Below are 19,616 nucleotides of genomic sequence, written 5' to 3' on the forward strand. Positions count from 1 at the left end.
GGGGGCGACGTCGGAGGCAACCCGACGTGGGCGATCTGAACTGGGAGCCGGCTGTGAGAAGATGCGGCATACATATGCGATGCCATCGATGGGGGCGGCGTCGGGTCGAAAATGACACGGCGGGGTTATGCAGGGCGACGAATGGTGATCTTAGACACAAATGGATCCAGGGCGTCCGATATGCGAGACGAATCACTCAGTGTTACTTGCCAGATCGCCGGGCGACGTCACATAGTCGTCATATGACGATCCCGCCCGCGTTCTCGCGAGCAGGCGGGGAACCGACTGAGGAGTGACGGTCATGAGTGAGTCCGCCGGATACGTGCATGTCTCGGTGCGCAACGCGCAGCGCCGGACCCCGGGCCACCGGGTGCGGGGCGCGGCAGGCCGCGGCGACCTCCGCCTCGCCGGGACGCCCGCGCCGGGCCCGCTCCCCGCACAGACCGATCCGACTCCCGTGCTCGCGCCCAACGGCGTCCCCGGTCCCCAGGCGGTGGCCCGGGAGAACGAGGCCCGCGGCTTCGTGATCTACGTGGGCATGGACGAGCTCGCGGCCTCGGCCGCCGGCACCTCGCTCACCCGCCTCGCCAACGAGCTGCGCCACTACGTCGAGTCGCTCGTCCCGGGCTCCCAGTCCCACGCCGCCGTCGCCCTGGCCCCGGCCGGCGCCGAGGGCGACGACCTCGAGGTGGTCCGCCAGGTGCTGGGCGACCCCACCGTGCAGGGCGCCTTGCGCCCCGACCTGGCCCAGGCGCCCGCCCCGGTGTCCACGCGGCAGCCCGGCGTGCTGATCGACCTGTCCCGTCGCGAGGTGCAGCTGGACGGGGAGCCGCTGAACCTCACGTTCAAGGAGTTCGAGCTGCTCAACTACCTCGTGGAGAACGGGGAGCGCACGGTGGGCCGCGACGAGCTGCTCGAGGCGCTGTGGCGCACCTCGGACGAGGTCCCCAACGAGCGCACGATCGACGTCCACATCCGCCGCCTCCGCGCCAAGCTCGGCCGCCTGGCCAACACCGTGCGCACCGTGCGCGGCCAGGGCTACCGCTTCTACCGGCACCCCGAGGTCGTCGTGTGGGCCGCTCCCGAGTACTCCATCTGACCGCGGCGCCATGGGCGGCTCCGACGCGAAGACCCTGATCGTCCTGCGGCATGCCAAGGCCGGCTGGCCCGAGGGGGCGGACGACCACGACCGCCCGCTCGCCGCGCGCGGGCACGAGCAGGCGCCCGCCGCCGGCCGCTGGCTCCGGGAGAACGGGCTCGTCCCGGACGGCATCGTCTGCTCGGACGCCTTGCGCACCCGGCAGACCTGCGTGTGGGTGTGCGAGCAGCTCGGCGAGCTCGCCCCCACCCCCTATCTGGACCGACGGCTCTACGAGGCCGACGCCGCCCGCGCGCTCTCGATCGTCAACGAGACCGAGGAGGGCGTCCGCTGCCTCCTAGTCGTGGGTCACATGCCGTGGGTGCAGAACCTCGGCATGCGCCTCATGAGCCTCGACTCGGACCAGGACGCAGCGCTGGCCATGACGGAGCACTACCCCACGCTGGGGCTGCAGGTCTTCCGGGTCGACAAGCCGTGGGCCGAGCTCGACGGGCGCGACGCCGCCCTCACCCACTTCGTGGTGCCGGGCCGCTGACGCCGCCGGAGCGGGCCCCGACGTCGCTGGACCTCTCGGGGACGACGAAGGCCCCCGCTCTCCGAGGAGCGGGGGCCTTCCCTGTGGTGCGCCCAAAGGGATTCGAACCCCTGACCTTCTGTTCCGTAGACAGACGCTCTATCCAGCTGAGCTATGGGCGCATCTTCCGTTCCGCCGGAGCGGATCGAACTCGTAGAACTATACACACCTTCCCCGGCACGTGCAAAACGGGCCCGGTGGGCGGCCGGGCCGCCCTCGGGTGAGGCCGCCCTGGGCGGCCTCGCCGCAGGCCCCTCGGGTACCATGGCCCCAAGACCGTGCGACCACAACGGCGTGGCGCACCATGATCGGTGTGCACGTCTGTGGTGGGACGGAACGGTACAGGACCCCTACGGGAGGACTCTCCATGGCTGACAACGCCACCCCCACCTTCGCGGAGCGTGCTGTGCAGGACGCGCCCACGGACTACGCCCAGCTGCGCGACTGGGTCGCCGAGATCGCCGAGCTGACGCAGCCGGACGAGGTCCACTGGGTGGACGGTTCCGAGGAGGAGTACGACCGCCTCGCCGCCGAGCTCGTCGAGGCCGGCACCCTGACGAAGCTGAACGACGACCTCTTCCCGCACTCGTTCGCCGCGTTCTCCGACCCGGCCGACGTCGCCCGCGTGGAGGACCGCACGTTCATCTGCTCCGAGAAGGAGGAGGACGCGGGCTTCACCAACAACTGGAAGGCCCCCGCCGAGATGCACGGCATCCTCGACGACGCCTTCCGCGGCTCCATGCGCGGCCGCACCATGTACGTGATCCCGTTCGTCATGGGCCACCTCGACGCCGAGGACCCCAAGTACGGCGTGGAGATCACCGACTCCGCCTACGTCGTGATGTCCATGCGCATCATGGCCCGCATCGGCGCCGACGTGCTGGAGAAGATGTCCCGCGAGCAGGCCTTCTACGTGCCCGCCGTGCACTCCGTGGGCGCCCCCCTCACCCCCGGCGAGCAGGACGTGCCGTGGCCGTGCAACGCCACCAAGTGGATCGTGCACTTCCCCGAGGAGCGCTCCATCTGGTCGTACGGCTCGGGCTACGGCGGCAACGCCCTGCTGGGCAAGAAGTGCTACGCGCTGCGCATCGCCTCCGTGATGGCGCGGGACGAGGGCTGGCTGGCCGAGCACATGCTGATCCTCAAGCTCACCAACCCCGAGGGCCGTGCCTTCCACATCACGGGCGCCTTCCCCTCCGCGTGCGGCAAGACCAACCTCGCGCTGATCGACCCCACGATCGAGGGCTGGAAGGCCGAGACCCTGGGCGACGACATCACGTGGATCCGCGCCGGCCACGACGGCGAGCTGCGCGTGATCAACCCCGAGACCGGCTACTTCGGCGTGGCCCCCGGCACGGGCTGGTCCACCAACCCGAACGCCATGCGCGCGATCGCCCGCGGCAACTCCATCTTCACCAACGTCGCCCTCACGGACGACGGCGGCGTGTGGTGGGAGGGCATGACGGACGAGGTGCCCGCGCACCTGACCGACTGGCGCGGGAACGACTGGACGCCCGAGTCCGACACCCCCGCAGCCCACCCGAACTCGCGCTTCTGCACCCCGATCGAGCAGACCGACATGCTCGCGGACGAGTACCGGGACCCGGCCGGCGTGAAGCTGGACGCGATCCTCTTCGGCGGCCGCCGCAAGACCACCGTCCCCCTCGTGACGGAGGCCTTCGACTGGGAGGACGGCATCCTCAAGGGCGCCACCCTCTCCTCGGAGACCACCGCCGCCGCCGCCGGCGCTGTGGGCGTGGTGCGTCGCGACCCGATGGCCATGCTGCCGTTCCTCGGCTACGACGCCGGCGACTACCTGGCCCACTGGATCGAGGAGTCCGGCAAGGCCGACGCGGAGAAGCTGCCGCGCATCTACCTCGTGAACTGGTTCCGCCGCAACCGCGACGGCGGCTTCGCGTGGCCCGGCTTCGGTGAGAACTCCCGCGTGCTCAAGTGGGTCGCGGAGCGTCTCGAGGGCAAGGCCGACGCCGTGGAGACCCCGATCGGCTTCACCCCCACCCCCGAGTCCCTCGACCTGACCGGCCTGGATGTGTCCGACGCGGACCTCGAGGACGCCCTCAAGGTGGACCGTGAGGAGTGGGCCAAGGAGTCCGAGCTCATCGAGGAGTGGCTGGAGCGCTTCGGCGACTCGCTGCCCGCCTCCATCCGCGAGCGCTACGAGGCCCAGAAGGCACGCTTCGCGCTCTGAGCCCCGCCACCGACGACGTCGGCCCCCCACCTCCGCGAAGAAGGAGGTGGGGGGCCGACGTCGTCCTGCGGGCGGCTCCGCTCAGACGGCGAGCCAGAGGTCCGGGCCGAAGATCTCGTAGCGGATCCCGGTCGCCGGCACGCCGGCGTCGATCAGCGCGGAGCGGGTGGCCTGCATGAAGGCCAGCGGGCCGCAGAGGATGACCTCGGCGCCGGCGGGGAGCTCGATCTCGGAGGGGTCCATGCGGCCCTCGTGGACAGTGATGCCCTCGGGTGCCTGCTCCGGGGCCACGCCGAGCCACAGGTGGGCCTGGGCGTTCGGCAGCGCGGAGAGCGACTCCGTGAGCTGCCCGAGCAGGGCCACGGACTCCAGGGAGGCATCGGCGTGCAGGACGACGACCTCGCGGTCGGACCCCTGTTCGGCCAGCGAGCTCAGGATGGAGGCGGCCGGCGTGATGCCGATGCCCGCGGTGGCGAGCATGAGGGGCGCCGAGTCGTCCTTCGGGGTGATCTCGCCGTAGGGGTTGGACAGCTCGACGACGTCCCCGACCTCCACCGCGTTGATGAGCGTGGGGGAGACCTCGCCGGCCTCGTCCAGCTTCACGGTGATCACGCGCTCGGTGGTGGAGGCGGCGTGGTCCGAGAGCGAGTACTGCCGGGCCTGGCGCAGGCCGTCGGCCACCTTGACGCGCACCGAGACGAAGCCGCCGGCCTCGCCGGGGGTCTGCGGGGTGTCGTCGGCCGGCTCGAAGCGGAAGGTCACGGCGGCGTTGCCGGTGGGCTCCTTGGAGACGACCTTCCAGTCGAGCCACATCTTGTCGTTGGCCTGCTTGGCGTAGAGGCCCTTCTCGAGCTTGATCAGGGCGTCGGCCATGAGCCAGTACACCTCGGTCCAGGCCTCGGCGACCTCGGGGGTCACGGCGTCGCCGAGGACGTCGGCGATGGCCCAGAAGAGGTTCTCGTAGACGATCTGGTACTGGTCCTCGGTGATGCCGAGGGCGGTGTGCTTGTGCGCGATCCGCGCGAGCACGGCCTCGGGCAGGGAGTCGGGGTGCTCGAGCTGGTGCACCGCGAAGCGCACGATCGAGCCGGCCAGGGCCTGGGCCTGCTCGCCGCTGCGCTGGTTGGCGCGGGAGAACAGCCCGTCCAGCAGCTCCGGATGGGCCTCGAACATGTGGGCGTAGAACTTCGGCGTGATCTCCGGCATGTGCTCGGCGACGACGGCGGCGGTGGCCTCGATGACGGGGCGGGACTTCTCGGACAGCATGGGGGTCTCCTCGGGAGCCTTATATGTGCATTGTCGATGCAAGATTACACCGTGGCCGCGTGGGATCCCATCGCGGGCAGGCCCAGGGAGACCGGCCCCGCGGCGCCCGCTCCGCCCGGACGCACGAGGTCACGGACCGTCAGGAGGTCGAGCTCGGCCATGAAGGCCTCCCGGGCGCGAGCGAGGGCCTCCCGCAGTCGGCAGTCCGCCGCGAACGGGCACGGGACGCCCGTCTCGTGGCCGGCGCAGTCGAGGACCTCGGCGCGGGGGCTCAGGTCGCGCACGAGCTCTCCGACGCGCTGGTCCAGCCCCGCCTCCGTGATCCGGGCGCCGCCCAGCCGGCCGCGGGCCACCTGGATGGTCCCGCGGCGGCGCAGCTCGGCCACGGCCTTGATGACGTGGTTGTACGGCACGTGGATCTCGTCCGCGATCCGTTGGCTGGTCAGCTGGCGCCCCTCGGCGCGGGCGAGCACCATGAGGACGCGCAGGCTCACGTCGGTGAACGCGTTCAACTTCATGGCGCCGATTCTCCCATCGGGGGGCACGCTCCTGCACAGGCGCCCCACGGGAGGCCTGCGTCCCCGGCGTCCCGGCGCCCGCCTCATCCTGTCCGCCTCCGTTGGCATACTGGCGCCATGACCTCCCCCAGGCACGACGCCGGCCCGCCCCTCCCTCCCGTCGCCGCCCCGGGCGGCCCGCGGCGTGAGCCCGCGGCGGACCCGGAGCTGCACTCCCAGGCCCTGGAGGTCCTGCGCCGCCTGGTGGACCGGCCGGACGCCGAGTTCAAGGAGGGCCAGTACGAGTCCGTCGAGGCGCTCGTGGCGCACCGCCGGCGGGCGCTGGTGGTGCAGCGCACCGGCTGGGGCAAGTCCGCCGTGTACTTCGTGGCGTCCCTGCTGCTGCGGGCGCGGGGCGCCGGCCCCACGCTCATCGTCTCCCCGTTGCTGGCCCTCATGCGGGACCAGGTCTCGGCGGCGGCGCGCGCGGGCGTGCGGGCCGTGTCCGTGAGCTCCGCGAACTCCACCGAGTGGGACGAGGTCCGGGCCAAGCTCGCGGCGGACGAGGTGGACGTGCTGCTGATCTCCCCGGAGCGGCTGACCAATCCCCGCTTCCGCGAGGAGCAGCTGCCGGACCTCGTGGCCCGCATGGGCCTGCTCGTGGTGGACGAGGCCCACTGCATCTCCGACTGGGGGCACGACTTCCGGCCGGACTACCGGCGCATCCGCGACCTGATCGGACAGCTGCCCTCCCAGGGACCCCGGGCGGTGCCCGTGCTGGCCACCACCGCCACGGCCAACGCGCGCGTCGTGCAGGACGTGGTGGAGCAGCTCGGCGTGGACTCGGCGCAGGACGTCTTCGTGCTGCGCGGTCCGCTGGCGCGCGCCTCGCTGCGCCTCGGCGTGCTGCGGCTGCCGAACCCCGCGGCCCGCCTCGCGTGGCTGCTTGCCCACCTGGGAGAGCTGCCGGGTTCAGGCATCGTCTACGCGCTCACGGTCTCCGCGGCGGAGGACACGGCGCGGGTGCTGCGCGAGGCCGGCCACGAGGTGGTGGCCTACACGGGCCGCACGGACCCGGAGCAGCGCGCCCGCATCGAGGAGGACCTCAAGGCCAACCGCGTGAAGGCGGTGGTGGCCACGTCCGCGCTCGGCATGGGGTTCGACAAGCCGGACCTCACGTTCGTCGTGCACCTCGGGGCGCCGAGCTCCCCGGTGGCGTACTACCAGCAGGTCGGCCGCGCGGGCCGTGGAACGGACCACGCGGACGTGCTCCTGCTGCCCGGCGCGGAGGACCGCCAGATCTGGCAGTACTTCGCCACGGCCTCCATGCCGGACGAGGCCCAGGCCCACACGGTGCTCGCGGCGCTCTCCGCGGACGGCGGGGCGATGTCCGTGGCGGCGCTGGAGCCCGCCGTGAGCATCAAGCGCACCGCCCTCGAGCTGCTGCTCAAGGTGCTCGCCGTGGACGGTGCGGTGGAGCGCGTGGGCGGCGGCTGGCGGTCCACGGGCCGCCCCTGGACCTACGACGGCGAGCGCTACGCCCGCGTGGCCGAGGCCCGCCGTGCGGAGGAGCGCCTCATGCTGGACTACCAGACGACGCAGACGTGCCGCATGGAGTTCCTGGCGCGGACCCTGGACGATCCCACGGCCGCGCCGTGCGGGCGGTGCGACGTCTGCGCCGGCCCGTGGTACCCCACGGGCTCGGACGGTGCCGCTCGGGAGCGCGCCGAGCACGCCCTGCACCGGGCCGGCGTCCCCCTCGAGCCGCGCCGCATGTGGCCCTCCGGGATGGACCGGCTGGGCGTGCCGGTGACGGGCCGCATGGCCGCCGGCGCGCAGGCGGAGGAGGGGCGCGCCCTCGCGCGTCTGACGGACCTGGGCTGGGGCGGAGTCCTGCGCGAGCTGCTCGCCGCGCCGGATGCCCCGGTGCCGGAGAACGTGCTGCAGGGCGCCGTGGGGGTCCTCGCCGGGTGGGGCTGGCAGGACCGCCCCATCGCGGTGGTGGCCATGCCCTCGAGGGGGCGGCCACAGCTCGTGGGCTCCTTCGCCGAGGGGGTCGCACGGATCGGCCGCCTGCCGTTCCTCGGCACCCTCGACCTCGTGGGCGGCGGCCCGACGGCCGGCCCGGGCGGCAACAGCGCCTACCGGCTGGCCTCGGTCCACGGCCGCTTCGCCGTCCCGCAGGCCATGGCCCACATGCTCCGCACGGCGCCTGAGGCGGGGCACGTCGGCCCCGTCCTGCTCGTGGACGACCTCGTGGACTCCCGGTGGTCGCTGGCCGAGGCCACGCGGGTGCTGCGCGAGGCCGGTGCCCAGGGGGTGCTGCCCTTCGTCCTCGCCCAGTCCGGCTGATTCGACAGAGCTGAGGCGGCGGAGGCTGATTCGCCGGGACCCGACGTGACGAGGGCTGACACGCCGAGGGGGCCGGACCGGATGCTCCGGCCCCCTCGGGCCCGTGGAGGGCGGTCCGCCCGCCGTCCGTCAGCGCTCGGTGCGGACGATCTCCAGCACCGCGTCGCGGATGGCCTCCATGGTCTCCGGGGTCCGGGCCTCGCCGTTGTAGCGCAGGAACGGCTCCGTGTTGGAGGGGCGCAGGTTGAACCACCATGAGCCGTCGGCCGCGGAGACGGTGGTGCCGTCCATGCGGAGCACGCGCGTGGCCACGCCCGCGAAGTCCCCGTGGGTGGCCTGGCCGGCGTCGCCGCCGTCCTCGGCGCCCGCGGCGAACTGCGCGAGCACGGCGGCCACGGCGGCGTCCTTGTCCTCCACCTTCGAGTTGACCTCGCCCGAGGCGAAGTACGGCTCGTACTCCTCGGCCAGCTCGCTCAGGGGCTGCTCCTGCTCGCCCAGGGCGGCCAGGACGTGCATCGCGGCCAGCATGCCGGTGTCCGCGTTGAAGAAGTCACGGAAGTAGTAGTGCGCGGAGTGCTCGCCGCCGAACACGGCGCCCTCGGACGCCATGACCGCCTTGATGAAGGAGTGGCCCACACGGGTCACCACGGCGCGGCCGCCGTCGGCCTCCACCAGCTCGGGCACCGCTCGGGAGGTGATGAGGTTGTGGATGATCACGGGGGTCTCCTCCCCGTCCGCCTTCGCGCGGGCGATCTCGCGGCGCGCCACGAGGGCGGTGACCGCGGACGGGGACACGGGGTCGCCGTTCTCGTCGATCACGAAGCAGCGGTCGGCGTCTCCGTCGAAGGCCAGGCCGAGGTCCGCGCCGCGGTCCGTCACGGCAGCCTGCAGGTCGCGCAGGTTCTCCGACTCCAGCGGGTTGGCCGGGTGGTTCGGGAAGGTGCCGTCGAGCTCGAAGTAGAGCGGCTCGATGGTGAGCGGCAGGCCCGGCAGCAGCGTGTCCCCCAGGACCGCCGGAGTCGTGCGTCCCGCCATGCCGTTGCCCGCGTCCACCACGACCTTCAGCGGGCGGATTCCCCGCAGGTCCACGAGGGAGCGCAGGTACTCGGCGTAGGCGCCCAGGATCTCCTGCTCGGACACGGAGCCCGGGGCCTCCACCGCGGGGATCTCGCCGCCGTCCAGGTAGCGCTGGGCCACGTCGCGGATCTCGTAGAGGCCGGTGTCCGAGGAGACGGGCACCGCGCCGGCCTTGGCCATCTTCATGCCGTTGTACTCGGCCGGGTTGTGCGAGGCCGTGAACACCACGCCGGCGGCCTGCTTCACGCCGGCCGCGTAGTACAGCATGTCCGTGGAGATGAGGCCCAGCAGCAGCACGTTCGCGCCGCGAGCCGTGGCGCCGGCCGCGAAGGCGTCCATGAACTCGGGAGAGGAGGGGCGCATGTCCCCGCCCACCAGCACGGTCTGCCCGGCCAGCTCGAGGACGTCCACGAAGGCTGCGCCCACGGCTCGGACGGACTCCGCCGTGATGGTCTCGCCCACGATGCCGCGCACGTCATAGGCCTTGAAGGAGTCACGCAGGTCGATGGGTCCAGAGGAAGTAGTCACGCGACCGATGGTAGTGGACCCCTGGATACAGTGGGCTGGTGGCCTCCGCAAACCGATTCCCGCGCTCCGGCGGCGTGCCGGGCGGCCCGTGGCCGGAAGCCCCGGAGCCGCTCTCGCCCGGCACGCCCGCCTACCGCCGGCTGCTGCTCGGCCTCTTCCTGGCCGGCGTGGCCACGTTCGCCCAGCTCTACTCGCCGCAGGGCCTGCTCCCCCTCGTCAGCGCCGACCTGGGCGTGCCGGCCCACGAGGCGGCGCTGCTCGTCTCCGCCGCCACCCTCGGCCTGGCCGTCTCCGTGGTGCCGTGGTCGCTCGCGGGCGACCGGTGGGGCCGTCGACCGGTCATGGGGGTCTCGCTCGCCGGCGCGAGCGCGCTCGCGGTGGCTAGCGGGCTGGCCCCCTCGCTCGAGGCCATGATGGTGCTGCGCCTGTTCGAGGGGATGGCGCACGGCGGCGTCGCGGGCCTCGCCGTGGCGCTGCTCGCGGAAGAGGTGGCTCCGCGCGCGGTCACCGCGGCGGCGGGCACCTACATCGCCGGGACCACGCTGGGCGGCCTGTCCGGCCGGCTCATCGCGCTGCCCGTCGCCGAGGCGGCCTCGTGGCGCGCGGGCATGCTCGCGGTGAGCGCGGTCGGCGTGCTGTGCACCCTGGGGTTCCTCTGGGTCACCCCGCGGGCCCGCCGCTTCGTCCCCTCCCGCACCTCCGTGCGGCAGGTCACCCGCACGGTCCGTGCGCACCTGCACGCGCCCGCGCTCGTGGCGGTGTACGCGCAGGCGCTGCTGCTCATGGGCGGCTTCGTGGCCCTGTACAACTACGTGGGATACACGCTCCTGGCCCCGCCGTTCTCCTGGGACCCCTCGGCCGTGGGACTCGTGTTCCTCGCCTACCTCGCCGGCACCTGGGCGTCGCCGTGGGCCGGCCGGCTGGCCGCACGGCATGGCCGGCTGCGGGTCCTGGTCGCGGCGACGACGGCGATGGCCGTGGGCGTGGCCCTCACCCTGGTGCCCCACCCGCTCGTGCTCGTGCCCGCACTGGTGCTGGCCACCGGGGCGTTCTTCGCGGCGCACTCGGTGGCCTCGGCATGGGCCGGCACCGCCGCGGTGACGGGCCGCGCGCAGTCCACCTCGCTGTACAACCTGGCCTACTACGCGGGATCGAGCCTCTTCGGCTGGCTGGGCGGGGTGTTCCACGAGGCCCACGGCTGGCCCGGGCCGGTGGTGATGGTGGTGGCGCTCGTGCTCACCGCCACCGTGGTCGCCGTCGTCGTCCTGCGCGGAGACGAGACGGCCCCGGCTCGATGAGCCGGGGCCGGGCGGGTGCGGCGGACGGTCACCTGCCGCGGCCGGCGGCGTCCGTGCCGTCGGCGGAGCGGGCCTGCTCCTGCCACTGCTTGAGCACGGCCGGGTCCTGCAGCTCGAGCCAGTCCACCATCTGCTGGTAGGTCACGCAGTACGTGTCCTCCTTCTGGCAGACCTCGCGCATGACCTGGTCCACCGCGGGGTTGAACGTGTTGTCGTTCCACGTGTTGAAGTGGTTGCCGAACACGAGCGGGGCGCGGTTGCCGTTGAACGCCGACTCGTACACGTACAGGTAGGTCTCCCGCTGGAACCTGCCGAGGCGCTCCTTGTCTGCGGGGACCTCCTTGCCGCCGTTGCCGTCCATCCAGAAGTTGTAGTCCATGGCCAGGACCATGGGGTACTTCTTGCCCTCCTCGGCGAGCACGGGGGAGTAGACGGTGGGCATGTCGAACTCCCAGATGCCGTCCTTCTGGTAGGGCCAGGCCACCCCGGGCTTGCGCTCCCAGTGCGACGTGTCGTACTCCAGGCCGTGCTCCTTCCAGACCGGCACGAGCGCGTCCCACTCCCCGTCCAGGCAGGGCAGGCGGCCGCCCTTGACGTCCTCCGCCTCGACCTCGAGCTCGGGGAAGTCCTCCCCGTAGCCGTTCACGCGGCGCGGGTCGTCCAGGAACTCGTAGAACGTCCCGATCTCCTGCTCCCACTCGGCGGTGGACCACTTGTTCGCGCCGTACTCCGCCGAGGCACAGAGGTGGCCGCTGTAGTGGGTGCCGATCTCGTGGCCGCGGGCGTGGGCCTCGTTGATGTTCTCCACGCGCTGGGCCACCTCGGCCTCCGGTCCGCCGAACTCGGTCTGCACCACGCCGGGCTCGTTGCCCGGGGCGCTGTAGATCTCCTTGTTCGCACTGCCCACCAGGTTGATGCCGGACTGGAACACGGTGAACTTGGCGCCGGCCTCGTCCGCGGTCTCCATGAACGACTTCCAGCGGGCGTCCTGGTTGCCGCCGTCGAAGGAGAACAGGACGAACTGCGGAGGGCGCTCGTCCGCGCCGTATGCGCGCATCGGCACGTCCGGGTTGGACCGGGCCGCCAAGGGGCCCTCGGTCTCCGCCTCCGAGGACGACGCCGCACTCGAGTCCGCGCTCGGCCCCGTGCCGGTCGTCGCCGAGGCGGACGCATCGCCGCCCTGAGCAGCCGGACCGCCGGGTGAGGCGCCGTCGCTCTGGGGGGCGGAGCAGCCGCTCAGGAGCAGGGCCAGGGCCGCCGTCGCACCCCACACGCGGTGCCGCCGAGACCCGGAGCGCTCGGTGAGGGACGAAGGGGGAAGGGCCATGGTGATCTCCTGCGTGGTGGCCGGTGCTGCCGGTGGTGTCGTTGCTGTTCGGGGCGGGCGAGGTCGCGCGCGCGGTGCCGCGGCCGTCCAGCGGCCGCCTGTCCACCCTAGGCACACCCGAGGGCCCCGGCGGGCGATTCCCCGGGAACTGTGACGGAGGTGTGACCCCTCGCCGCGGCGGGCTCTTCGGCCGCCGGGGCCCCGGAGCGCCGACCTAGACTGACGGGCATGGAATACCTCGTTCCCGCCCTGGCCGTGCTGGCGATCGGCGTGCTCACGCTGGCGGTCGGCAACCGGATGGCGCGCAGCGCCCACAGCGGGAGGACGGCCGCGCCGGCGTCCACCCAGCGGGCGGAGGCGAGTGAGGCCCGGGCCAGGGAAGCCGTGTCCCTGCTCGACGAGGGGGGCCACCGCGCCGTCTACGGGCACATCGCCCAGAGCCGCGTCATGGAGGCCATCCGCGCCTACCGGGGCATCACCGGCCGGAGCCTGAAGGACGCCGTCCTGGACGTGCAGTCCCTGGCCGCCTACCCGCAGGTCTACCCGACGCGCCCGCCCGCAGGGCTCGAGGACATCGACGGCCCGGACGCCTCGACGCCGTCCGCAGGTGGGGACGAGCCCGTGGTGCCCGAGTCTGCCCCCCAGGAGAGGGGCGGGACGCAGAGGGGTGGGGCACCCCGCCGGGTCGGGGAGACCCAGGGCCCGGACAAGGCCGGCGGCGGCGCTGGGTCCCACGCCGCGGCCCCGGGCGCGGCGTCCGGGGCGCCGCGCGAGGCGGACGGCTCCGCCGACGCCGTCCCGGCACCCGCGGAGGCGTCGGCCGGCGCGGAACCCCTCACGATCCCGACCGAGTGGATGGGCGATCCCGCGCCGGAGGAACAGCCGTTCGAGGTGGAGGTGCTGCGCGGCGAGGGATCCGTGCGCGTCTCCTCCCGTGACCTCCCGCCGTGGCTGCGCGATCAGCTGGCCGCCATGGTGCGGGATGGGAACCTGGAGTCCGCGGCCGTGCAGCTGTCCACCCATTCGGAGCTCACAGTCCCGGAGGCGTTCGAGCTCCTGCGCCGCATGCGGGAGCGCCGCGAGGGCCACGGGGCCTGAGGGTCCTTCGACGCGAAAAGGGCCGGGAACACGCGGTTCCCGGCCCTTCCTCGCGGAGACGGGGGGAATCTCCGTCAATCCCGCGTTGACATGGGCGTTTGCGAGTAGCTCGGTCCACTAGTCCTCTAGTGGTCCGGTCCACCCGTAAACGAGTGCCCCGGCAGGACGGCAATCCTCCGGGGCACGGACAACACGAATCGAGCGTGTCGCCATGTCCCAGCCTACCCGCACCCTCCCCCAGCTTCTCCAGCCCGTCGCCCGCGCCGCCACATCGGTGGCGCTCACGGTGGCGGGCTTTGTCGTGCTGTCTCTGCCGTCCCTCTGGACTGGCCCCATGTGATCCACCGGCCCCCGCACGCGGGGCCGCGTCCTGCCCACCGTCATAACGCCGGTGGGTGGCACGAGGTCACAGCGTGACTATCCAGGCGGGACAGCCGGCCTACCTGATCCAAAGGCTCCGGCGCAGTCGAAACACCCTCCCCGAACGTCCTGAACTGCCAGGGCGAGGAACGGCCACGAGCTCGGCCACGTCCTAGGGCCATAACGGCAGACACCCCGAAACTCGGGGGGTCTAGTCGGCGTGGGCGAATGGCGCTGAGTGAGGGCGGGGGCGTCGGGAGCTTTGGGGCAGGGGACTTGAACAAGCCCGCCCGTAGGTCCGCTAGTCCCCGCAGGGGACGCCTTAGAGGCAACCACCACACCAACCACCGGCCAGCACGGCCACGAACAACGGAGACACCATGAACACCCAGCAGCAGACCGCCACCGTTCCCACCGGCTTCCGCGTCGAGGTCGATACCCAGGGCGACGACACGATCACCACCATTGCCGGCCCCAGCTCCGGCGGGGTGACCACCTTCATTGACGAGCGCGACGGCTCCGTGGTCCTGGCCGTGGACGGCTACGACAAAGACCTGTCCACCGGACTGGACCTGACTTATGAGGACGCCCGCCGTCTGGCCCGCGATCTGTCCGCCGTGGTCGAGCGTCTGGACGACTTGCAGCGCCCCGAGGTCGAGCGGATCGCCCGCGAGCTGCACGCGCGTGGCAAGCGGGCCACCGTGGACGAGCTGGGGCAGCGTGCCCATGACGCCGGGGTGAGTGTCGTCGCCGTGATGTCCGCGTATCAGGCTCTCGCGCGCGCCTGACCGGCGGGGGTACCCACTGAGCGGGTACCCCCGGAAACACGAAACGGCCCCGACTCTCCCACCGCGGGAGGGCCGGGGCCGTCGTCGCCGGCAGGTTCCGGGGCAGGGGCAGGTGGTACCTCGGGTACCACCTCGGCAGGCTCCGGGGTGGGGGCAGGTGAGGTGATCAGCCCCTGATCACCTGCTCGCTTGTCGGCGACAACCTGCGGCTGACTCACCCCCACCACCGGCGCAATCGCCCGGGTGGACATGCCGGCGGCAGAGAGCTGCGCGACGACGGCGGGCGAGGTTCGCATGGGCGCAGGTTCGGCGCTCAGCGCCGACCCTCCGTGCCGATGACGTGAGCAGTAGTCACGTCGGCAGGGTACGGATAGTGCTCGCGCCCCTGGAACGACAAAAGGCCCCGGCCTCCCACGATGGGGGCCGGGGCCATTTGCTCGTCTAACAACCGTAGGGATCAGAGGGCGCATGTAGCACTCGGGCTGCTCACCCTTGCGGCTAAGAACCCCGGGAGCCCGAAATCACCCAATATGAACAATCCGGCTGACTGGGGACCCGGCCGGTCCTTTTCCAGCCATTCTTATGCAAGAGGGCTTGGCATTCAATATTGTTATTATGGACCACGGAAGTAACAATCAAGGTTGAGGCGCCTAATGCGCGCGCAGTCGAGCCACACGCTTGTATAGCGTGGGTCACCATTGCCGTACCTACTCCCTGGCGAGCCATGCGCCGATCCACCCCCAATAGGTCAAGGCTGGCCCTTAAAGTGTCCCCATCGATCTGACAGCAATCGTTCCAGACCACTACGCCTGCAATGGAAGCGCATTCTCCAATCCTTGCGGCCTGAGGGAGATCAATAGCCAGGTAGGCATAGGAGGGAGGAGTGAAGGGCACTCGCAAGTCCCGGATGACGCCTTGCACCAGCGAATGCCAAGCGCCAGAGTCGGAGGACCATTGAATTCGTCCGTCAACTCGGGTCGCAAAGGGGGTCTTCTTCAATTGGCGAAGAGGGAGCGCCGCGCAATTGAATGTTTGAAGACACGCGCGATGCTGAAAGCCCGCTTCTCCAAAACCAAGCGCTCCGGGGACTAAGGGCATGCGTAAATCAGAACGTAAATGTGGGCTCGACCTCGGTGGAGCGCTCAATATGTTCCGGGTGCAAAACCAGGGACCGCACATGCGTCAGATAGAGGTGGGAGAGTCCCTGCGGCTGGCGGTCATCGTTTCGAGGCTCTGGGGAGGAGGGAAGCCACTCGCGGTAAGTCGGACGAGAATCTCGCTCCCAGGCCTGCCGGCTCTCTGCGACATGTGCGGACATTTTCTCGTTCCTCCTCTACCGATCCAGCGTTCGAGCTCGCATGCTCGTAGTGCGAGCCGTCGTACAACGGGTAGTACGAGCCGTTGTACAACACGTAGGACGAATGTACTACACACGCGACTGCACGCGACTGCACACGACTGCACACGACTGCACACGACTGCTCGTCTCCGTTCGGCCCGGGCCCTGAGGTATGGACTCCCCACTCAACGGCCAGCCCGCGGCGCCGCCCACCCATCCCCCCTCCGCGTGGGCCGCGCCAGACGCCCCCAGCGATCCCGTTTCATGCTGGGGGCGCCGTCGCACCTACTGCCGACCGTTGCTCGTGGTCCGCAGCCCGGCATACGACGCGCGAGCCCGGACCTTCTGCGACTCGTGGGCGCGGTCCATCCCGTCCTGCACGCGCTGCTCCATCTGCACGCCGGTCAACGCCTGCACACGCAGGGCCAGCCGGTCGCGTGGAGTGAACGGGAACCGGCCCATGATCGACATGAACCCGTCAATCCGCGTGAGCTTGTTCTCCGTCCACATCTCCTCATACGCCGCAGCCGCCAGCATGAGAACGTCCCACTCCGTCGCGGTCAGCTCGGGCGCGATGGAGGACTCCCCCAGACGCTCCCAGAAACGCAGCGTGGCCGCGCTCCAGGGCCGATCACGCGGCGGGAGGTCCGGCTGAACGGCCGGGATGATCTCCATCTCGCGGAACTCCGGTCCCGGCCGCTGGCGGGATCGGCGGTTCTGCGGTTTCGGGTAGTTAGGCATTAGTGGTCTCCAATCGGTCGATCCATTCGGTGAGGTAGGCGGCGCGTCGTTCCAGGCCGTCCGCCTGAGCCCGGGCGCGCTTGACGCGCAGGTGACGTAGGCGGTTGTGGGCCCGGTATCGGCAGGGCGTCGAGCACCAGCGTGGAGGGCGCCCGATGCCGGCCGGAATGATGCGGTTTCCGCACATCAAACAGGTCAAATACGTCATATTTACGTGTCCTAGCGAAATGGGCTGAACCCGGCACACAGACAGCCACAGACAGAGGCGGGGCCCCAGAATGGACCGGGGCAGGGGGGTTGGGCGCCCCAGGGGCATGCATACTTATGCAGCAGCGGCCAGCGCCCCTGCGTGCCACCTCTGGCGCGCGTTCTCCGTGCCGCCGTGGTCTTAGTCGTCTGTCTCGTCTGCGTGCCTCACAGGGCCACACAGGGCCGCGTGGTCGAGAGACCACGCGGCCCCATGCAACGGGTGGGATCAGTCGTTGACCAGGCCGGGATGCTGGGCCAGGCGGGCGGCCTGACGGTTCGCCTCGGCGGCGTCGGCCACCTGGGCGACGTCCTCGGCGGGCGTGGCGTCCCAGTCCGGGCGGACGTAGGTGAGGTTCACCAGCGCCGTGAGGTCCACGTCATCGGGAAGCGGCGTCTTGTTGATGTCGCCCTGGACCACCAGACCGCGCCGGTCCTTCCAGTTCCGCACGTCAAGGGCCTCGGAGTACGCCCGGTGCAGCATGTGCAGCTGGTCGAAGTCCGGGACGAAGAACTCGAGTCGCCCGGCCCACTTCTTCAGCCATGCGGCCCGGGCGGGGATGGTCTTGCACTCGGCCGGGAAGCCGTCTGCGGTGATGGAACCGAACAGCGGGTCGGGAGCGTTGTCGAAGAACTCTTCCGCGCCCGGCGCGAACCGGCGCACATGGTTGCGGGTGGCGTCCTTGTTCAGCAGCGTGATGCCGTTGCGGCGGTTGCTCAGCCATGTCGCGTCCAGGTGGAGCGCGTCACGGAACTGCCCCGTGCTGCTTACGCCCATGTCCGTTCCGCCGCCCACCTCGCGCGCGGCGATGTTCCGCACGGCGACGGCCTGAGCACGACGGAGCGCAGAGTAGGCGTCCACGACGGCGCGGGCCTTGCCGAACCGTTCCACCATCTCCGGGCCAGAGTTCAGCACGGCCTCGGCAGAGGCGGGCATGCCGGCCAGGTCGAGGGCCTGGGCGGCGGCCAGGATGGAGGGCAGCGTCTGGGCCAGGTAGTCCAGCGTGAGCCGTCCGGCGTCGGCGCGCAGTGCGATGCGCCGTTCAGGGTCCACAGGGCGGGTGCGGTCCGTGAGAGCACGGACCACGCGCAGACGCTTGTTGTCCCGCTCGGTCCATTCGACGTGCTCACGGATGACGGCTTCGAACGCGTCCCAGTCGCCGGACACGCGGGCGTCCTCATAGGCGGCCGTCACGTCCGGCTCGGGATCGGTGGCGCTCATGTGGGCCTTGCGCGCGAGCCGGTGCATGGCCTCGGCGGCCTCCTGGTCGCGGCGTTCCTCGGCGCCGTGCTCATGGACGGCGCCAGCGATGTCCTCGGCGGTGGGGAACTCGGGGGCGGTCTTGGTGGTGCGCTTGGTGCGCGTGGTGGTGGTCAACGTGTCCTCCTCGGACGTCGGGGTGATGGTGGTCGGGCGGTCGGGGCTCATGCGTGCTTGCGCTGCTGGTCGGCCCACAGGGCGCGGCCGCGTTCCACAGAGCCGGGCGCACGTTCGGGCAGTCCGGTCGGGGTCGGCCCGTGCACGGCCTCCCATGCGCGCGTGGCCCGCTTCTGCTCAGCGGCACGGTCCAGCTGCTCGGCGTACTGGTCCTTCACACGGGCGGCACGCTCGGCTGGGGTCTCGGCGTGGGCGCGCTCATGCTCGGCTTCACGGGTGGCAGCCTGGCGGGCGTAGCCGTCTGCGATCCGCCGTTGGATTAGGGCATCCCGGGCAGCGTTGGCGCCGGGGCCAGGCATTGCGCCCGGCACTCCGGCGGTCATGGCCCGAGCGATGGACGATCCGGGGCGCGCCCTCACCAGGCGGGGCCCTGGGCGGCAGCGGGCATGCTGGCCACGAACGCGCGCACCTTCTCCCGGTCGAGCCGTCCATCCTCACCGGCGAACGATGCCGGGTTGAAGTACGGGGCCAGGGCTTCACCGTCGAAGCCGGCCTTCGCGGCGTCGGCGGTGAAGTAGGCGGCGAACATCTCGCGGCGCAGCTCGGCGGTCAGCTCGGGCGCGGGCTCGGGGGTCTCCGCGACGCGGGGGCGGAACCCGTGCTCACGGGCCATGCGCTCCAGGTCGGCGGGCGTGGGGATCTGCTTCTCAGTCATGGTGTTCAGTCCTCGGGGTTGGTGTCAGGGGCGGGGGTCTCTACGGCGTCGGCGGCGTCGTGCAGGGCGTCGGCGATCTGCCGGGCCTCAGCGGTATTCAGGTGGCCGACCAATCGGCCCTGGTAGAACAGGCCGACACCGGGTTCGGTGCGGGTGCCGATGCGCCATTGCCAGGGGCGCACGGCGTCTAAACGGAGCAGCCTCATTGGTCCCCCGGTTCGCTGGGATCGGACGCGGGGAGGGGCGGCTCATGGGTGCCGTCTGCGGCGGTCAGGGTGGGCCGTGGGCGCGTCGTGACGGGCTCGGGGTCTGTCAGCCCGTGGCGGGCTTGCAGGGCGGCCAGGAAGACGGCCACGTCCTCGCGCGCGTAGTTCGGGCGGCGGCGGCTCACCATGCGTCGCCGTCCTTGAGTCGGGCGAGTTCGGCCTCGGCCTTCTCAGCACGGCGCTGGAAGCGTTCGGCGCGGTCCATGTGGAAGCGGACCTGCTGGAGGGCGTTGTCCAACGTCTTGTTCTCCTCCGTGGTGGGGGTGCTCATCGCAGTCCTTCCCGGTGGTCAGCGATCAGCCGGCGCAGGCTGTCGAGGCGGGCTTCAACGGCGTCGAGAGATGCTGTGAACCTCTCGGCCGGGGTGCACGCGGCGTGTTTGGGCTCGGGGCGGGTGGTGATGGCGGTCATTTCTGCACGTCCTTCAGGGGGCATGAGGACGGCCCCAAACTCGTGTG

20 protein-coding genes and 1 tRNA gene are annotated in these 19,616 nt (G+C 71.3%); 8 read left to right on the forward strand and 13 right to left on the reverse strand.

What is annotated here, in order from left to right:
- The first annotated feature begins 301 nt into the window (after positions 1-301).
- Together AAG742_RS01730 and AAG742_RS01735 are read left to right on the forward strand one after the other, a co-directional pair.
- Positions 302-1,099 carry a winged helix-turn-helix domain-containing protein gene (locus AAG742_RS01730; protein ID WP_248118078.1) on the forward strand — a complete coding sequence of 266 codons (798 nt, stop codon included), beginning with the start codon at positions 302-304 and terminating at the stop codon, positions 1,097-1,099.
- Between the two features lie 10 nt (positions 1,100-1,109).
- Positions 1,110-1,634: a histidine phosphatase family protein gene (locus tag AAG742_RS01735; protein WP_248118080.1), complete on the forward strand. Its 525-nt coding sequence runs from the start codon at positions 1,110-1,112 to the stop codon at positions 1,632-1,634.
- 84 nt (positions 1,635-1,718) lie between these two features.
- Here the strand turns inward: AAG742_RS01735 and AAG742_RS01740 are convergent.
- Positions 1,719-1,795: transfer RNA gene (locus tag AAG742_RS01740), tRNA-Arg, on the reverse strand.
- A gap of 245 nt (positions 1,796-2,040) precedes the next feature.
- On the opposite strand from AAG742_RS01740, the gene AAG742_RS01745 reads away from it, so the two are divergent.
- On the forward strand, positions 2,041-3,882 hold the full coding sequence (locus tag AAG742_RS01745; RefSeq protein WP_343282227.1) for a phosphoenolpyruvate carboxykinase (GTP): 1,842 nt from the start codon (positions 2,041-2,043) through the stop codon (positions 3,880-3,882).
- Positions 3,883-3,963: 81 nt separating this feature from the next.
- Here AAG742_RS01745 and AAG742_RS01750 read toward each other — a convergent pair whose 3' ends face one another.
- Positions 3,964-5,148, reverse strand: a complete 1,185-nt coding sequence (locus AAG742_RS01750; RefSeq protein WP_248118082.1) for a globin domain-containing protein — start codon at positions 5,146-5,148, stop codon at positions 3,964-3,966.
- Positions 5,149-5,192: 44 nt separating this feature from the next.
- Positions 5,193-5,666, reverse strand: a complete 474-nt coding sequence (locus tag AAG742_RS01755; RefSeq protein ID WP_248118083.1) for an Rrf2 family transcriptional regulator — start codon at positions 5,664-5,666, stop codon at positions 5,193-5,195.
- Positions 5,667-5,783: 117 nt separating this feature from the next.
- Here AAG742_RS01755 and AAG742_RS01760 point away from each other — a divergent pair, with 117 nt between their 5' ends.
- Positions 5,784-7,997, forward strand: a complete 2,214-nt coding sequence (locus AAG742_RS01760) for a RecQ family ATP-dependent DNA helicase (RefSeq protein WP_248118084.1) — start codon at positions 5,784-5,786, stop codon at positions 7,995-7,997.
- A gap of 129 nt (positions 7,998-8,126) precedes the next feature.
- Here AAG742_RS01760 and AAG742_RS01765 read toward each other — a convergent pair whose 3' ends face one another.
- On the reverse strand, positions 8,127-9,602 hold the full coding sequence (locus AAG742_RS01765; RefSeq protein ID WP_248118085.1) for a phosphomannomutase/phosphoglucomutase: 1,476 nt from the start codon (positions 9,600-9,602) through the stop codon (positions 8,127-8,129).
- A 167-nt stretch (positions 9,603-9,769) separates the two neighbouring features.
- Here AAG742_RS01765 and AAG742_RS01770 point away from each other — a divergent pair, with 167 nt between their 5' ends.
- Positions 9,770-10,900, forward strand: a complete 1,131-nt coding sequence (locus tag AAG742_RS01770; RefSeq protein ID WP_298713691.1) for an MFS transporter — start codon at positions 9,770-9,772, stop codon at positions 10,898-10,900.
- Between the two features lie 28 nt (positions 10,901-10,928).
- On the opposite strand, the gene AAG742_RS01775 is transcribed toward AAG742_RS01770, so the two are convergent.
- Positions 10,929-12,227, reverse strand: coding sequence for a hypothetical protein (locus AAG742_RS01775; RefSeq protein WP_298713586.1), 1,299 nt, complete (start codon positions 12,225-12,227; stop codon positions 10,929-10,931).
- 228 nt (positions 12,228-12,455) lie between these two features.
- On the opposite strand from AAG742_RS01775, the gene AAG742_RS01780 reads away from it, so the two are divergent.
- The 3 genes from AAG742_RS01780 to AAG742_RS01790 all read left to right on the forward strand — a co-directional run bounded on the left by AAG742_RS01780 (position 12,456) and on the right by AAG742_RS01790 (position 14,473).
- Positions 12,456-13,325 (forward strand): hypothetical protein, encoded by an 870-nt coding sequence (locus AAG742_RS01780; RefSeq protein WP_248118089.1) that lies wholly within the window; start codon positions 12,456-12,458, stop codon positions 13,323-13,325.
- Between the two features lie 211 nt (positions 13,326-13,536).
- Complete coding sequence (locus AAG742_RS01785; RefSeq protein ID WP_298713583.1) at positions 13,537-13,665, forward strand: hypothetical protein; 129 nt, start codon at positions 13,537-13,539, stop codon at positions 13,663-13,665.
- 400 nt (positions 13,666-14,065) lie between these two features.
- The gene (locus tag AAG742_RS01790; RefSeq protein WP_298713580.1) at positions 14,066-14,473 is read left to right on the forward strand and encodes a hypothetical protein; all 408 of its coding nucleotides are present in this window, start codon (positions 14,066-14,068) and stop codon (positions 14,471-14,473) included.
- Positions 14,474-16,097: 1,624 nt separating this feature from the next.
- Here the strand turns inward: AAG742_RS01790 and AAG742_RS01795 are convergent.
- The 8 genes from AAG742_RS01795 to AAG742_RS01830 form a co-directional block, all read right to left on the reverse strand.
- Positions 16,098-16,553 (reverse strand): hypothetical protein, encoded by a 456-nt coding sequence (locus AAG742_RS01795; RefSeq protein ID WP_343282228.1) that lies wholly within the window; start codon positions 16,551-16,553, stop codon positions 16,098-16,100.
- A 475-nt stretch (positions 16,554-17,028) separates the two neighbouring features.
- Positions 17,029-18,228, reverse strand: a complete 1,200-nt coding sequence (locus AAG742_RS01800; protein ID WP_298713574.1) for a hypothetical protein — start codon at positions 18,226-18,228, stop codon at positions 17,029-17,031.
- A complete protein-coding gene (locus AAG742_RS01805) occupies positions 18,225-18,536 on the reverse strand; it encodes a hypothetical protein (protein WP_298713571.1) in 312 nt (103 codons plus the stop codon). The genes AAG742_RS01800 and AAG742_RS01805 overlap by 4 nt, the downstream gene beginning before the upstream one ends.
- A gap of 56 nt (positions 18,537-18,592) precedes the next feature.
- The gene (locus tag AAG742_RS01810; protein ID WP_248118107.1) at positions 18,593-18,892 is read right to left on the reverse strand and encodes a hypothetical protein; all 300 of its coding nucleotides are present in this window, start codon (positions 18,890-18,892) and stop codon (positions 18,593-18,595) included.
- A gap of 5 nt (positions 18,893-18,897) precedes the next feature.
- Positions 18,898-19,098: a hypothetical protein gene (locus AAG742_RS01815; protein WP_248118110.1), complete on the reverse strand. Its 201-nt coding sequence runs from the start codon at positions 19,096-19,098 to the stop codon at positions 18,898-18,900.
- The gene (locus AAG742_RS01820) at positions 19,095-19,286 is read right to left on the reverse strand and encodes a hypothetical protein (RefSeq protein WP_298713567.1); all 192 of its coding nucleotides are present in this window, start codon (positions 19,284-19,286) and stop codon (positions 19,095-19,097) included. The genes AAG742_RS01815 and AAG742_RS01820 overlap by 4 nt, the downstream gene beginning before the upstream one ends.
- Positions 19,280-19,429 carry a hypothetical protein gene (locus AAG742_RS01825; RefSeq protein ID WP_298713565.1) on the reverse strand — a complete coding sequence of 50 codons (150 nt, stop codon included), beginning with the start codon at positions 19,427-19,429 and terminating at the stop codon, positions 19,280-19,282. The genes AAG742_RS01820 and AAG742_RS01825 overlap by 7 nt, the downstream gene beginning before the upstream one ends.
- The gene (locus tag AAG742_RS01830; protein WP_298713563.1) at positions 19,426-19,569 is read right to left on the reverse strand and encodes a hypothetical protein; all 144 of its coding nucleotides are present in this window, start codon (positions 19,567-19,569) and stop codon (positions 19,426-19,428) included. The genes AAG742_RS01825 and AAG742_RS01830 overlap by 4 nt, the downstream gene beginning before the upstream one ends.
- Positions 19,570-19,616 lie beyond the last annotated feature (47 nt).

Source organism: Micrococcus sp. 2A, assembly GCF_039519235.1.
Classification (GTDB): domain Bacteria; phylum Actinomycetota; class Actinomycetes; order Actinomycetales; family Micrococcaceae; genus Micrococcus.